General features: G+C 73.2%; 13 protein-coding genes. 1 reads left to right on the top strand and 12 read right to left on the bottom strand.

Going from position 1 to position 14,896, the window contains the following annotated elements; all coding sequences use genetic code 11:
• Window positions 1–34: 34 nt before the first annotated feature.
• On the top strand, window positions 35–901 hold the full coding sequence (locus tag COUCH_RS13495; RefSeq protein WP_249612419.1) for a septum formation family protein: 867 nt from the start codon (window positions 35–37) through the stop codon (window positions 899–901).
• Window positions 902–1,231: 330 nt separating this feature from the next.
• Here the strand turns inward: COUCH_RS13495 and COUCH_RS13490 are convergent, their stop codons facing one another.
• The 12 genes from COUCH_RS13490 to pyrF form a co-directional block, all read right to left on the bottom strand.
• On the bottom strand, window positions 1,232–1,858 hold the full coding sequence (locus tag COUCH_RS13490) for a sulfotransferase family protein (protein ID WP_249612418.1): 627 nt from the start codon (window positions 1,856–1,858) through the stop codon (window positions 1,232–1,234).
• A gap of 278 nt (window positions 1,859–2,136) precedes the next feature.
• Entirely contained in the window at window positions 2,137–3,837 is a 1,701-nt protein-coding gene (locus COUCH_RS13485) for a transcription antitermination factor NusB (protein WP_430640979.1), read from the bottom strand.
• Window positions 3,792–4,718 carry a methionyl-tRNA formyltransferase gene (fmt, locus tag COUCH_RS13480; RefSeq protein WP_249612416.1) on the bottom strand — a complete coding sequence of 309 codons (927 nt, stop codon included), beginning with the start codon at window positions 4,716–4,718 and terminating at the stop codon, window positions 3,792–3,794. The genes COUCH_RS13485 and fmt overlap by 46 nt, the downstream gene beginning before the upstream one ends.
• A 4-nt stretch (window positions 4,719–4,722) precedes the next feature.
• On the bottom strand, window positions 4,723–5,280 hold the full coding sequence (gene def / locus COUCH_RS13475; protein ID WP_199513505.1) for a peptide deformylase: 558 nt from the start codon (window positions 5,278–5,280) through the stop codon (window positions 4,723–4,725).
• Between the two features lie 363 nt (window positions 5,281–5,643).
• On the bottom strand, window positions 5,644–6,852 hold the full coding sequence (locus COUCH_RS13470; protein WP_249612415.1) for a cytochrome P450: 1,209 nt from the start codon (window positions 6,850–6,852) through the stop codon (window positions 5,644–5,646).
• 73 nt (window positions 6,853–6,925) lie between these two features.
• The gene (locus COUCH_RS13465; protein WP_249612414.1) at window positions 6,926–9,202 is read right to left on the bottom strand and encodes a primosomal protein N'; all 2,277 of its coding nucleotides are present in this window, start codon (window positions 9,200–9,202) and stop codon (window positions 6,926–6,928) included.
• 385 nt (window positions 9,203–9,587) lie between these two features.
• Window positions 9,588–10,778, bottom strand: a complete 1,191-nt coding sequence (gene metK, locus COUCH_RS13460) for a methionine adenosyltransferase (RefSeq protein WP_249612413.1) — start codon at window positions 10,776–10,778, stop codon at window positions 9,588–9,590.
• 76 nt (window positions 10,779–10,854) lie between these two features.
• The gene (gene coaBC / locus COUCH_RS13455; RefSeq protein ID WP_249612412.1) at window positions 10,855–12,078 is read right to left on the bottom strand and encodes a bifunctional phosphopantothenoylcysteine decarboxylase/phosphopantothenate--cysteine ligase CoaBC; all 1,224 of its coding nucleotides are present in this window, start codon (window positions 12,076–12,078) and stop codon (window positions 10,855–10,857) included.
• A 476-nt stretch (window positions 12,079–12,554) separates the two neighbouring features.
• Window positions 12,555–12,818, bottom strand: a complete 264-nt coding sequence (rpoZ, locus tag COUCH_RS13450; RefSeq protein ID WP_015623990.1) for a DNA-directed RNA polymerase subunit omega — start codon at window positions 12,816–12,818, stop codon at window positions 12,555–12,557.
• Window positions 12,819–12,890: 72 nt separating this feature from the next.
• Window positions 12,891–13,490 (bottom strand): guanylate kinase, encoded by a 600-nt coding sequence (gene gmk, locus COUCH_RS13445; RefSeq protein WP_199513509.1) that lies wholly within the window; start codon window positions 13,488–13,490, stop codon window positions 12,891–12,893.
• 32 nt (window positions 13,491–13,522) lie between these two features.
• The gene (gene mihF / locus COUCH_RS13440) at window positions 13,523–13,840 is read right to left on the bottom strand and encodes an integration host factor, actinobacterial type (protein WP_071807771.1); all 318 of its coding nucleotides are present in this window, start codon (window positions 13,838–13,840) and stop codon (window positions 13,523–13,525) included.
• Window positions 13,841–14,024: 184 nt separating this feature from the next.
• Window positions 14,025–14,855: an orotidine-5'-phosphate decarboxylase gene (gene pyrF / locus COUCH_RS13435; RefSeq protein ID WP_249612411.1), complete on the bottom strand. Its 831-nt coding sequence runs from the start codon at window positions 14,853–14,855 to the stop codon at window positions 14,025–14,027.
• Window positions 14,856–14,896 lie beyond the last annotated feature (41 nt).

Raw genomic sequence — 14,896 nt, 5'->3', positions numbered from 1 at the left:
GGGATACTCATGGAGTTCTCCCGGGGAGGCTGGCATGCGGCGGTTCGCGTACCTGCTGGTGGTGTTTCTCGCCGCCGGCTGCACGGCCGCGCCCCCGGACGGCACCGACGGCGACCTGACCGACGGCTGGGCGCTGCCGTCGGCGCCCGCGCCGTTCCGCCCGCAGCCGGGCTTCTGCCACGCGAGCCTCACCCAGACCGAGACGGCCGCCGACTACCGCCCGCTCTCCTGCGACCAGGTGCACGTCAGCGAGACGTACGCGGTCGGCACCGCCGCCGACGCCGACGTGCCACCGGCCGCGGGCACGGCCGGGGCGAAGGCGGCCTACCGCGAATGCGCGGACGAGGCGGTGGCCTTCCTGGGCGGCCAGTGGCGAGCCGCCCGCCTCGCGGTCCACGTGGTGTGGCCGACCCGCCACGCCTGGTCCGGCGGCGCGCGCTGGTTCCGCTGCGACGTCACCCAGTCGGATCTCGACGGGTACGGCCAGAGCGGCCGCGCGGAAACCCTCAAGGGGGAACTCACCGGCCCGTCCCCGCTGCGGCTGGGCTGCTTCGCCCCGTCGGTCAAGGGCGAGACGGTCACCGAGATGAAGCCCGTACGCTGCACCAGCAGGCACCGCGCCGAGTTCGCCGGCCTCTGGCAGGCGCCGGACACGTCGTACGCGGAGCTCGAAGCCGGCACGGCCCGCAGCGCGGCGGGCTGCCGCAGCGTGATCGCCCGCTTCGCCGATCTGCCGGACGATCCGGACATGCAGTATCGCAGCGGCTGGATCTCCTACAACCCGACGCGCACGGAGTGGCTGGCGGGTGAGCGGCGGGTGCGCTGCTTCATCTACTTCGCGGAGCGCACGCTGACGCGGTCGTTGAAGAACGCCGGACCGGACGTCCTGCCCGTCGACTGACCGCCCTTTCTCCTGTCCGCCCGGCCGCCGGCCTTCTGCGCCCGCCGGCCGACCGCTTCCCTGCGGGCCGGCCGGCCCCTTTGCTCCGCGGGCCGCCGCTCTTCCTCGGGCGGTCCAGCCCCTTTCCTGCGGGGCGGACCCGCGCTTTCCCCCGGCGCAGGCCGGCGCTCTCCCCCGGCGCAGGACGGCGCTCTCCCCCGGCGCAGGACGGCGCTCTCCCCCGGCGCAGGACGGCGCTCTCCCCCGGCGCAGGACGGCGCTCTCCCCCGGAGCAGGCCGGCGCTCTCCCTCGGCGGGCCGGCCGCTGTTCCGGCTGCCGGACGTCGTGGGTCAGCCGCGTGCGGCCTCGATCCGGGCCTGGAACTCCGCGCTGTCGTTGGTGCGCGGGAACGGCTCCTCCGGGACCGGCACGCCGAGGAAGGCGCAGAGCGGCTCCCAGCCCTGACTCACCTGGAACTCGAGGAGCCGGTGCGCGGGCACCTCGCGGCGTACGGCGGCGTTGTGCTCCTCGAAGATCCGGATCGCCCGCTCGCGGTCGGCGAAGCCGCCGCCGAACGTGCCCTGCCAGACCAGCGCGTCGATCATGTCGACCACCGCGCCGGCGGGCGTGGCGCCACCCTGCCGGGCGACGGTCGCCGCCTGGAAGATCGTCTTCCGGGCGCTCTCGTACCACGCGCCCGGCTCTCGCACGGTCAGGATCACCTTGGCGTCCGGGTGGTCGGCCGTCAGCTGCCGCCAGAAATACGCGCCCGGCCAGTCCACGGTGGACCGGAAGCCGGCCATCGCGGCGGCCAGCGCGGCGGGATCCCCCTCGACGGCCCGCATGAACAGCCCGGCGCGCTCCGGCGCTTCGAACATCGACGTCATGTGCATGCACGGCCCGAAGCCGAGCCGCTCGACGGCGTTCTTGAGGCTGAGAGTGCCGGTCCGACCGAATCCCGCTCCGATGACATCCATCCGTCATCAATACCAGGGTTTGTCGACCCAAAACGTGAACATTTAAGCGTGATATCGACAGGCGGGCCGGTCGCTGCGTCGCGACGACCCGCCGACCTGGCATGGACGCGATATGCCGGGTACGCCGCATTCGGCACAAGCTGCCGTACGCCGGGACCCGCTCAGCCGGTGCGGCACGGACCGGCCATGAGCCTCCTGGCCCAAGCCGCGCAGGCCGCCCCGGGCCTGCGGGCTCAAGCCGCGCAGTGGCTTGAGCGGGGCGGACCGTCCCGACCCGCTCAGCTGGTGCGGCGCAGGACCGCCAGGAACATCGCGTCCGTGCCGTGCCGGTGCGGCCACAGCTGCACCGTCGGCCCCGGCCCGATCTTCGGCATGCCGGGCGGCAGCAGCGGCCGGGCGTCCACGAAGTCCACCTCGACGCCGCTGCGGCGGGAGCCCTCCGACACCGTCACCTGGGTCTCCACCATGTGCGGGGAGCACGTCACGTACGCGACCACGCCGCCGGGGCGTACCGCGCGCAGGGCCGCGACGAGCAGCTCGCGCTGCAGGCGGGTCAGCGGCGGCAGGTCGGCCGGTTGGCGGCGCCAGCGGGCCTCCGGGCGCCGGCGCAGCGCACCGAGGCCCGTGCACGGCGCGTCGACCAGGACCCGGTCGAACGACTCCTCGGGCAGGTCGGGATCGCGGCCCACCGTACGCCCGTCCGTCGGCAGGACGGTGACCGGCAGCCCGACCGTGGCCTGTTCGACCAGCCGGGCCCGGTGGTCGGCGACCTCCACCGCGGTGACGTCGGCGCCGCGCTGCGCGGCGATCGAGCCCAGCAAGCCGGTCTTGCCGCCGGGGCCCGCGCACAGGTCCAGCCAGCGGGTGTCGCGGCCCTCGAGCGGCGCCGCCACCAGGGCCGCCGCCACCAGCTGCGAACCCTCGTCCTGGACGTGGGCGCGGCCGTCGCGGATGGCCGCGAGGTCGCCGGGGGCGCCGCCGTTGAGATAGACCGCGTACGGCGAGAACGCGCCCGGCACCCCGCCCACCTCGTCCGCCAGGTCCACGGCGTCGGCGCGGCCGGGGCGGGCGCACAGGTGCACGACCGGCGGCTGGTTGTCCTCGATGAGCAGGCGCGCGGTGTCCTCCAGGTCGCCGCCGAGCGACTCCGCGAACGACCGGATGATCCACTCGGGATGGTTGTGCACGACGGCGAGGTTGCCGATCGGGTCCTGCTCGTAGTCCGGCGCCACCCGGGCCAGCCAGTCGTCGAGGCTGGTCTCGGAGATGCCGCGCATGACCGCGTTCGCGAAGCCGGCCGCGCCGGGCGCGACCGACCGGACCAGGTCCACGGTCTGGTTCACCGCGGCGTGGGCGGGCACCCTGGTGAAGAGCAGCTGGTACGCCCCCAGCCGCAGCGCGTCCCGGGCCGGCGGGTCGATGCGCGACACCTCACGCCCGGCCGCCTCGGCGATGATCCGGTCGAGGGCGCCGACCGCGCGCAGGGTTCCGTACGTGAGCTCGGTGGCGAACGCCGCGTCCCGCCCGTGCAGCCCCATGCCGCGCAGGATGTCGGGCAACACGAGATTCGCGTACGCGTCATCGCGATGCACCGCCGCGATCGCCTCGTACGCCGCCTGCCGCGCCGGGTCGGACGGCGGCCGACCGCCCCGCGGCGCGCGACCGGAACGGGCATCGCGGCTCTGCGTCCGGTCGTAGCCGGGCCCGCCGGGGCGCCGCGGCCGACCGGAGTTGTGCGGACGATCCGCGCGGTGCGCCCTGGTGTCCGTCCCCCTGTCTGCGCGGTGCTCACCGCCCGCTGGGGGCCGCTCGCTGTCCGGACGGCCGGCGCGGTGCTCGCTGCTCGCCGGGCGCTGCGCGCTGTTGTCCGGACGGTCGGTGCGATCCGCGCTGCCCGGCGGCCGCTCGTTGTTGTCCGGACGGTCCTCGGCACTCACTGGAGTTGCTCTCCCGGGTTGATGCGCAGGCCACGGGCCCAGTCGCTCGCGGACATGGGCTTCTTGCCGGCGGCCCGGACCTCGCCGAGGATCACCGGGGTCGTCGCGGTGCCGGCCAGCACGCGGGTGCGTTCGACCAGCAGCTCGCCGGGCTTGAGCGGCTCGGCGTTGGCCACCGGCCGGACCGGGCCCAGCTTGACCCGCTCGTCGCGCAGAGTGGTCCAGGCGCCGGGGGCGGGCGTGCAGGCGCGGATGCGCCGGTCCACCGCGAACGCCGGATCGGACCAGCGGATGCGGGCGTCCTCCACCGTGATCTTGGGCGCTGTCGAGACGCCGTCGGCCGGCTGCGGGTGGGCCCGCGCGGTGCCCGCCTCGATCGCGTCGAGGACCGCCACGAGCAGCCCGGCACCCTCGGTGGCGAGCCGGCCCAGCAGGTCACCCGCCGTGTCGTCGGGACGGATGCGTTCGGTGAGCGTGCCGTACACCGGGCCGGTGTCCATGCCGGCCTCCAGCTCGAACACGCTGGCGCCGGTCACCTCGTCACCGTGCAGGACGGCGTGCTGCACGGGCGCCGCGCCCCGCCAGGCGGGCAGCAGCGAGAAGTGCAGGTTCACCCAGCCGTGCTCGGGAATTTCCAGCGCCGACGGCGGCACGAGCGCACCGTACGCGACCACGGGCACGCAGTCCGGCGCGAGCTGGCGCAGCCGCTCCTGGAACTCCGGCTCCCGCGGGCGCTGCGGGGCGAGCACCTCGATGCCACGCTCGTCGGCCCAGGCACCGGCGGGCGACCGGACCAGCCGGCGGCCACGGCCGGCCGGGGCGTCCGGGCGGGTCACCACGGCGACGAGCTCATGGGAGGACGCCGCGATCGCGTCGAGGGACGGGAGGGTGACTTCCGGCGTACCGGCGAAGATCAGGCGCACCCGGTCACCGCCCCAGGCCGAAGAGGCCGCTGCCGTGCGGGCTGGTCTTGACCACCGGCGGCTTCCCGGCGTCGTACCACTCGGCGGCGCGGATCTGCTTCATCGCGTCCTTGCGGGCGGCGGCGTCGAGCCGGTCCAGGAACAGCACGCCGTCCAGGTGGTCGGTCTCGTGCTGCACACAGCGCGCCATCAGGCCGGTGCCGACGAGCTTGATCGGGTCGCCGTACTCGTTGAGGCCCTCCGCGACGACGTTCTGCCGTCGCTTCGTGTCCACGTAGACGCCGGGGATCGACAGGCAGCCCTCCGGCCCGTCCTGCTCCTCCGCGTCGGGGAAACTCAGCACCGGGTTGACGATGTGCCCCACCACGTCGTCGACGTTGAACGTGAACACCCGCAGGCCCACACCCAGCTGCGGGGCGGCCAGCCCGGCCCCGGACTCGTCGAGCATGGTGTCGGTGAGGTCCCGCACGAGGGCGCGCAGTTCCTTGTCGAAGTCGGTGACCGGGTCGGCCTGCGTACGCAGCACCGGGTCGCCGAACAGACGGATGGGCTGAACGGTCACGCGATGCCACTCCTGATCGCCGTACGGTGGGACACCCTTGCAGTCTACGGAGCTGGCAGGACCGGCTGCAGCGAGCCTCACCGGCGGCCGGACCGGCCCTCCCCCCGGGCCGGGACGCGTCCGCGGGGCCGATCCCCGTCGCGGGGCGCGGCCGCAGCCGCCGGCCGGCCTCATCGCCGGCCGATCTCATCACCGGGCCGGGCCCTGCTCGCCGGGCCGGGCCCGCTGGCCGAGCCGGTCCGCTGGGTGGGCCGGGCCCGCTGGGTGGGCGCGGCCTTGCCAGGCAGGCGCGGCCTTGCCGGGCACGCCTCACCGCGCGGGCTCTGCTGGTGGGGCCGGGCCCCGCTGGGCGGGCCGGCGGGTTCAGCCGAGCGCGACCGGGAGCGTCGCCCATCCCCGCAGCGTGAGCCGGTCGCGGCGGGTCGGCTCGCCCGCCGGGGCGATCCGCGGGAAGCGGCGCAGCAGCGCGGGCAGCGCCACCCGCGCCTCGAGCCGGGCCAGTGGCGCGCCGAGACAGTAGTGCGCGCCCGCGCCGAACGACAGCGGAGCGTTGTCCGGGCGGTCCGGGTCGAACCGGTCCGGGTCGGCGAAGCGCTGCGGATCCCGGTTCGCGGCACCGAGGAACAGGATGAGCTCGCTGCCCGCGGGCACCGGCACCCCGGCGACCTCGGCGTCCGCCCCCGCGAACCGCTCGGTGAGCTGCACGGGCGAGTCGTACCGCAGGATCTCCTCCACGACGGCCGGGGCCAGCTCCGGATCCTCGCGCAGCCGCGCCGCGTGCTGCGGCCGTTGCAGCAGCAGGTGCAGCCCGTTGCCGAGCAGGTTGGTGGTGGTCTCGAAGCCCGCGACCAGCAGCAACGCCAGGTTGCCCATCAGCTCGTCGGCGGTCAGCTTGTCGCCGCCGGCGTCGTGCGCAGCCGCCAGCGCGGTCACCAGGTCGTCCCGCGGCTCCCGCCGGCGCAGCTCGATCAGCGAGGTGAAGTAGTCCTCCAGCTCCTTGGCAGCGCTGTGCGCCGCGACCGCCTGCTCCTCGGTGAACCGCACCTCGAGCACCGCGGTCAGCGCCTCGGCGAGGCGCCGGAACTGCCCGCGATCGCTGGTCGGCACGCCCAGCAGGGCGCAGATCACCCCGATGGGCAACGGGTACGCCAGATGCGTCATGTAGTCCACGACCCCGCCGTCGGCCCGCCCGGCCAGCTCGTCGAGCGCCTCGTCGACCTGGGCGACGATCACGTCCCGCAGCCGCGCGACCCGGCGGGCGGTGAACACCCCGGACGCGAGCCGGCGCATCCGCGTGTGGTTCGGCGGGTTCTGCCGCAGCATCGAGTCGGCGAAGAGCGCGACACCCCGGTTCGCCCGCCAGTCCGACCACTGCGCGTCCAGCAGCGTCGAGTCGTACGCGACCATCGCCGGGTCACGCAGGATCGCATCGGCGGCGGCGTACCCGCAGACGAAGAACGCCCCGCCGTGAGCGACAACGGGCCCGTACGACCGCAGCGCCTCGTACGCCGGGTACGGGTTCCGCCCGGCACCGGCGGAGAGAAGGGTCGAGATGGCGGCGGCGGCATCCATCGCTCCATTGTGCTGACCCGCCCACCCCCTGTCGATCAACTACCACTGTCAGCTTCCGGCGAGCGCTCGAGTGTCAGAGCAGCTCGGCCGGATCGACCTGGATGCGGACCGGCAGCGCCGCCTTCTTCGCGCTCCGCACCGCCGCCGCCTCGTGCAGCGCCCGGGCCAGCTCCGCCGCCTTGCCCCGAGTCACCCGGACGAGCATCCGTTCCTGGTCGTCCGAGGCCGGCACCGGTCCCAGCACCTCGGCACCCGGTGGCAGGCGGGTGGCGTCGAGGAGCTCGGCCACCGCCTCCGCCTTGCCGGTGAGGCTCGCCATCCGGGCGGCCGGCGGGAAGCCCAGCTCCCGCCGCTCGGCGAGCTCGCGGGCGGCGAACCAGCCGGGATCCCACCGCAGCAGGGCCTGCACCGGCGCGAGCGAACCGTCGGCCACGACGACGACGCGGCCGCCCGCGGGCGCCGGGCGGGCCAGTGCGGCCGCGGACAGCCAGCGGCGCATCGTCTCCTCCGCCGCGCGCAGGTCGGCGCGGGTCAGCAGGGCCCACGTGTCCAGCAGGAGGACGGCGCCGTACCCGCCCTCGGCGACCGGCTCGGCGCCGGGCGTGGCCACGACCAGCGCCGGGTCGCCGGGGACGGTGTCGAGGATCTCGTCGCGGCCGGAGGTGCGTACCGGCACGCCGGGAAAGGCCCGCCCGAGCTCCTCGGCTGTGCGCCGCGCCCCGGTGACCGAGGCGCGCAGGCGACGGCCGCCACAGGCGGGACACGCGTACGCCGCGGCGGCGCGCCCGCACCAATGGCAGGTCGGAACGGAACGTGCCCCGGCCAGCCCGAGCGGCCCGGCACAGTGCGGGCAGCGGGCGGGAGTGCGGCATTCGGCGCAGGCGACGGACGGCAGATAGCCACGGCGCGGCACCTGGACCAGGACCGGCGCCCCGCCCTGCAGGGCTTGCCGCGCAGCCTGCCAGGCCAGGCTGGGCAGCCGCGCGGTCGCCGCCCCCGGGTCCCGCGCGAGCTGCGGATCGTCCCCGGTCGGCGCGATCGCCGGGCTGCGCGCCCGCAACGTGTCGCGCGTCGCCACGATCTCCTTCGCCCAGCCGGTCTCCAGGAGCAACTGCCCTTCACCCGTACGGGCGAAGCCCCCGACAAGCGCAGCGCACCCGGCGAGCTGAGCCCGGGTGAGCAGCACATCCCGCGCGTGCGGATAGGGCGCGCGCGGCTCGGCGTGCAGGTCGTCGCCGTCGTCCCAGATCACGACGAGCCCCACGTCGGCGACGGGCGCGAACATGGCCGCCCGCGTCCCGACGACCACCGGAACCCGATGCCGGCTCGCGGCGAGAAAGCGCCGGTACCGCTCGGAGGGCCCGGCGGCGGCATTGAGTGCGACGTGCCGCCCGTCCCCGAGCGCTTTGCTCAGCGCCCGGTCGAGCCGCTCCAGGTCCCGCGCGTCGGCAACGACGGCAACAACGCCCTTACCGGCCCGTACGGTGGCAGCGGCGGCCTCGGCGATCCGAGCGGGCCAGTCCTCCCCCGGCAACGCGGACCACACGGCGCGCGCGGGCCGCCCCTCCGAGAGCGCGTGCAGGAACGCGGGCCCGGCCGGGTAGTCCGCCCAGCCCGAGAGGAACTCACCGCCGCGCCCGGCACCGACCGAGCCCAGGTCATCGGTCCCGGCGAGCGCAACCGGACCGCTGGGACCGGCCGACGCAGGCACCCCGCCGGATTCGGCGGACACCGGCACCCCGCCAGGATCGGGGGACGCCGGCACCCCGCCAGGATCGGCGGACACCGGCACCCCGCTCGGATCGGCGGACGTAACCACCCCGCCCTCGCCGGAAGGCGCAACCGCCGAAGCCGCTCCGGACCCGACTCGCTCATCGCCGACCGGGTCGTCCCCACCCGGCTCGGCGTTTCGCTCTGCGCCGACGGGTTCAGCGCCGGCCGGTTGCTCTCCCCCGGCCCCCGCGCCGGTCGTGGCCTGCCCTTCGACGCGGGCGTGCCGGGGCGGCACGGCCAGCCGCAGGACGTCGGAGAGGTTTCCCGCATAGCGGTCCGCCACGGCCCGGGCGAGCCGGGCGACCTCCGGGTCGAGAACCCGCTCGGGCGACACGACTTTGTCGAGGAAGGCCAGCTTGGCGTGCGTGCTCGACTCCACCCGCTCGAGCAGGAAGCCGCTGACCATCTGGCCCGCGAACCGGACCTTGACCCGCACCCCCGGCTGCGCGGCCGCGTCGTCGGCGGCGGCGATCAGGTAGTCGAACGGGCGGTCGAGGTGCGGCAACGGCACGTCGACGCAGACGCGGGCGACCGGCAGCGCCGCCGCCGGTTCGCGTTCCTTGCTCTTCGCCGTCACCCGGACATTCTCGCGCCGGGGTACGACGTTTTCGCCGAACAGCGCAGCCGCCGCCGGGCCGCCGGACGAGCCCGGCGAGGACCTCCCGGGCAGGGACGACGACGAGCCCCCGGAGGAACCCGATGACAAGCCCCCGGAGGACGACGACGCGGACACGCCCCCTGAGGACGACGACGCGGACACGCCCCCGGACGACGAGGACGGTGACACGGACGAGGACAGGGCCCCGGACAAGGACGGTGCCAGAGACGAAGACAAGGCCGCCGACGGGACGGCGGCCGGTGACCGGCAAAGAGCAGATGCCCCGGCAATGGCCGGGGCATCTGGCTTCGTCGTCAATGCGCTGTGGCCCGCGGCGACGGATCGCCCGGCCGTACGGCAGCCGTCAGGCTGCCGCGTTCTTCAGGTCCTGGGCGCGGTCCGTGCTCTCCCACAGCAGTTCCGGCAGCTCGCGGCCGAAGTGGCCGTACGCGGCGGTCTGCTGGTAGATCGGGCGCAGCAGGTCCAGGTCACGGATGATCGCCGCCGGACGCAGGTCGAACACCTCGTGGATCGCCTTCTCGATACGCTCCACCGGCACGTTCTCCGTACCGAAGGTCTCCACGAACAGGCTCACCGGGTGCGCCTTGCCGATCGCATACGCGACCTGCGTCTCACACCGCTCCGCCAGGCCCGCCGCGACCACGTTCTTGGCCACCCAGCGCATCGCGTACGCCGCCGACCGGTCCACCTTCGACGGGTCCTTACCCGAGAACGCGCCACCACCGTGCCGGGCGTACCCACCGTACGTGTCCACAATGATCTTACGGCCGGTCAGACCCGCGTCGCCCATCGGACCACCGATCTCGAACCGGCCGGTCGGGTTCACCAGCAGCCGGTAACCCTCGGTGTCGAGACCGAGACCCTCGAGCTCGGGAGCGATGACGTGCTCACGCACATCCGGGGTCAGCAGCGACTCGAGGGAGATGTCCGCGGCGTGCTGCGAGGACACCACCACCGTGTCGAGGCGTACCGGGCGCAGGCCGTCGTACTCGATCGTGACCTGCGTCTTGCCGTCCGGGCGCAGGTACGGAATCGTGCCGTCCTTGCGGGCCGCCGACAGCCGGCGGGCGAGGCGGTGCGCCAGGGCGATCGGCAGCGGCATCAGCTCCGGGGTCTCCGAGCACGCGAACCCGAACATCATGCCCTGGTCACCCGCACCCTGCGCGTCCAGAACGTGCTCCGAGTCACCCTCACGCAACTCGAGCGCGCTGTCCACACCCTGGGCGATGTCCGGCGACTGCGAGCCGATGGACACGCTCACGCCGCACGACGCGCCGTCGAAGCCCTTCTTCGACGAGTCGTAACCGATACCCAGGATCGTCTCGCGCACGATGCTCGGGATATCCGCGTACGCCTGCGTCGTGACCTCACCGGCCACGTGCACCTGACCGGTCGTGATCAGCGTCTCCACCGCGACGCGGCTGCGCGGGTCCTGCGTCAGCAGGGCATCGAGAATACCGTCGCTGATCTGGTCAGCGATCTTGTCCGGGTGGCCTTCCGTGACCGACTCGGAAGTGAACAGGCGGCGTGCCACGGTGCTCCTCAGATTTCGTCGAAGGTTCGTTCCGCGGCAGTGTAGTCACCGCCGCGCGGGGGGCGCAGGCCCGGCCTCACGCCGTCCCATCCTCGCTGGCCTGCGGATCAAGACGCGAGGCGACCTGGTCCCATATCGCATCCGCCACATCGTCTTTGGGGAGTTCCCCGAGCTGCACGGTGGCTCCGTCGGCGCCGAGGATGGTCACCGTGTTGTGGTCGGCGCCGAAGACCAGGTCGGTACCCACCTCGTTAACGACGATGAGGTCGGCACGTTTCCGGGCGAGTTTGCCGCGGGCGTTCTCCAGCGCGTCGTGCGTCTCCGCGGCGAACGCGACGAGCACCTGACCAGGGCGCTTGGCCGCGCCGAGCTCCGCGGCGATGTCCGGGTTGGTGACGAGTTCGATCGTGGGCGCCGTACCGTCGTCGGATTTCTTGATCTTCCGCCCGGCGACGGCGGCGGGCCGGAAGTCGGCGGGCGCGGCCGCCATGACGACGACGTCGGCCGCTGCGGCGGCCTCGACGGCCGCCTTGCGCAACTCCTCGGTCGTGCCGACCCGGACAAGATCCACCCCTGCGGGTACGGCCAGAGTGACGTTCGCCGCAATGAGCGTGACCTGCGCCCCACGGGCGACGGCCGAGCGGGCGAGGGCGAAGCCCTGCTTGCCGGACGACCGGTTTCCCAGGAACCGTACGGGGTCCAGCGGCTCCCTCGTGCCCCCCGCGGTCACCACGACCCGCCGCCCCGCCAGGTCGCCGCGCTCGGCGGCGCCCCGGCGCAGCACCCGCAGCGCGGTCGCGAAGATCGCCTCGGGGTCCGGCAGCCGGCCCTTGCCGGTGTCGGCGCCGGTGAGCCGGCCGACGGCGGGCTCGATGACGACGATCCCGCGGCTGCGCAGCGTCGCGACGTTGGCCTGGGTGGCGGCGTTCTCCCACATCTCGGTGTGCATCGCCGGCGCGAACACCACCGGACAGGTCGCCGTGAGCAGCGTGTTCGTCAGCAGGTCGTCGGCGATGCCGTGAGCGGCCTTGGCCAGCATGTCCGCTGTGGCGGGCGCGACCACGACGAGGTCGGCGTGCCGGCCGATCCGTACGTGCGGCACCTCGTGCACGTCGTCCCACACCTCGGTGGCGACGGGCCGCCCGGAGAGCGCCGCCCAGGTGGGGGCGCCGACGAACTGCAGGGCCGAGGCGGTGGGCACCACCCGGACAGCATGCCCGGACTCGGTGAACAGCCGGAGGAGCTCACAAGCCTTGTAGGCGGCGATCCCGCCACAGACGCCGAGCACGACCTCGGTCATGACCACCCTCCTCTGCCGGATGCCAATTCTGCCCGACGGCGACAAACGGCCGGACGGCGAAGACCCTGCCGTGTGACGGATCTCCCGGGCACCGGATCCCCGGCCCACACAATTTCGGCGTGACGGACCGCCGGCCGACAGACCGGCGGCCAACGGACCGGCGACCACCGGACTCTGCACGGCGGCGGAGCGCCGGGGGCTGAATCCGCGGGTAAGACCGGCGAGCACGGGAAGGACGCGGGCCTCGATGTGCGATTCCCCCATACGGAGAATCGCTCACGGAACGGAAAACCCGCGCCCGCAAGAAGCGGACGCGGGCGCGAAGCAATGAGGCGGCACGGAAGCCGGGACCGCGGCGACGAACGGGTCGCCGATGGGGTCTGGCGACGGGAGCCCGCCGACGAACGGGCCTACGGGCTGCGACGAACCCGGCGGCGCCGGCCACCGGTGATCTCGGGGCCGCCAGGGTCGGGCCGTCAGGGGTTGTCGGTGGCCTCGGCGGTGAGCAGACCCGCGTTGATCTCACGCATCGCGATCGAGAGCGGCTTCTCCTGCGGCGTGGTCTCCACCAGGGGGCCGACGTACTCCAGGAGGCCCTCACCGAGCTGGCTGTAGTAGGCGTTGACCTGGCGGGCGCGCTTGGCCGCGAAGATCACCAGCGAGTACTTCGACGAGGTCTTGTCGAGCAGCTCGTCGATCGGCGGGTTGGTGATGCCCTCGGGGTTGGCGATGGTTCCCACGGAATTCATGTCCTAACGACGACGACTGAGGACCCGGGCGACCCGGTGCGATGTCCAGAAGTGCGGGAGGTTCTAGGACTCCGGCACCTGCGCGGGGGTCAGAAATGACGAACCGAGCAATCCTACCAGCTCGTCCGCGGCGCGCTCGACGAAGTCGTTGACCACCGTACGGTCGAATTCCTTCTCCGCGGCGAGCTCCTCGTCCGCGTGGGCGAGGCGGCGGCGGATGGTCTCCTCGTCATCGGTGCCGCGCCCGATCAGCCGGCGGCGCAGCTCCTCGACGCTCGGCGGGGCGAGGAACACCAGCTGGGCGTCGGGCATCGTGGCTCGCACCTGGCGCGCGCCCTGCAGATCGATCTTCAGCAGCACCGGCCGGCCCTGCGACAGCCAGCCCTCGACCTGGGCGCGGGGCGTGCCGTAGAGGTTGCCCGCGAACTCCGCCCATTCGAGGAGCTGATCGCCGTCGACGAGGCGCTGGAACTCCGAACGGGTGACGAAGTGGTAGTGCTCGCCGTCCGTCTCGTAGTCGCGCTTCTTGCGGGTGGTCACCGACACCGACAGCTTGATCCATGGCGAGCGCGCCCGGATCAGCTCGATCACGCTGTCCTTGCCCACCCCCGAGGGGCCGGAGAGGACGGTGAGTCGGGCCGCCGGGCGCGCGTCGTCATCCATGCTCACGGCTCATTCCTACACGAGCCCGTGAGTCAGTTCGCAGCGAACTCCCCCAGGAGGGCCTTACGCTGCTGCTCGCCGAGGCCACGAAGGCGACGGCTGTCGGCGATCTTGAGCTTCTCCATGATCTGGGTGGCCCGGATCTTGCCGATGCCCGGCAGCGCCTGGAGCACGGCCGAAACCTTCAGCTTGCCGACGACGTCGTCGCCCTCGGCCCGGTCGAGCACGGCGGCGAGGGTGGTCTTGCCGGACTTGAGCTGATCCTTCAGCTCGGCCCGGGCCTTGCGAATCTCCGCAGCCTTCTCCAGCGCGGCTGCACGCTGCTCGGGGCTCAGTGACGGGAGCGGCACCAGTTCTCCTCAGGTCCCTATCGCGCCTGTAGTCCAATACCGGCGCATCTGTGAAACGTGGTGTGCCAGGGAACCAAAGGGGCATGTGGTTCCCGGCGCCGGGAAAACTAGCGGTCAATGGCCGTTTCGGCAACGTGGGGGTACCCCCCACCCGGCTGCGGCCGAGCCTGGTAAGCAGGCCGTTTCACCCGATCACGGCCCGGCAGGCGGCCACCGCGCGGTCCGCCGCGGCCTGCAACGCGACCGTTTCCGGGCCCGCGGAGAGAACCTCGCGTGAGTACGACGGCAGCACGTTCCGCAGGCTCTCGCCGAAGATCGACGCGAGCCCCGCGGGGTCGCCGCCCTGGGCGCCGAGGCCCGGAGCGAGCAGCGGCCCGTTGACGCGTGAGAGGTCGTGCCCGGTGTCCCCAATGGTCGCTCCGACCACGAGTCCGAAACTTCCGAGACCCGTCGCACCCCCGTTGAGCTGGGAAATCTCGTCGATGACGGTCTGCGCGACGGTCCGTCCGCCGGCCGCTCGGGCGTGCTGAACCTCCGGTCCTTCCGGATTGGACGTCAGCGCGAGCACGAAGACGCCGCCGCCGTGAGCGGTCGCCATGTCGAACGCCGGCCGCAACGAGCCCACCCCAAGATAGGGACTGACAGTAATCGCGTCAGCACGCAGAGGACTGTCCGGATCCAGGTAGGCGGCCGCGTACGCCGCCATCGTCGAGCCGATGTCGCCCCGTTTCACGTCGAGAAGCACGAGCGCACCGGCCTCGCGTGACTGTCGGATAGTTGACTCAAGAACGGCGATGCCACGTGACCCAAATCTCTCGAAGAACGCCGACTGCGGCTTCAGGACGGCGACCCGATCGGCCAGTGCTTCGACAACCGTAAAGCTGAAGCGTTCCAGGCCGGCGACGTCGTCGGAGAGCCCCCACCGCGCCAGCAGAGCGGCGTGGGGATCGATGCCGACACACAGTGGCCCCCGCTTGTCCATGGCGGCGCGCAGCCGGTTTCCAAAGGTCTCCATGGGGCTGATTTCCTCTCCTGTCAGCTGGCGGACAGCGCCGC

Source organism: Couchioplanes caeruleus, assembly GCF_023499255.1.
Classification (GTDB): Bacteria; Actinomycetota; Actinomycetes; order Mycobacteriales; family Micromonosporaceae; genus Actinoplanes; species Actinoplanes caeruleus_A.
The sequence above is the reverse complement of the archived record's forward strand: the minus strand, read 5'-3'. Positions and strand labels throughout refer to the sequence as shown.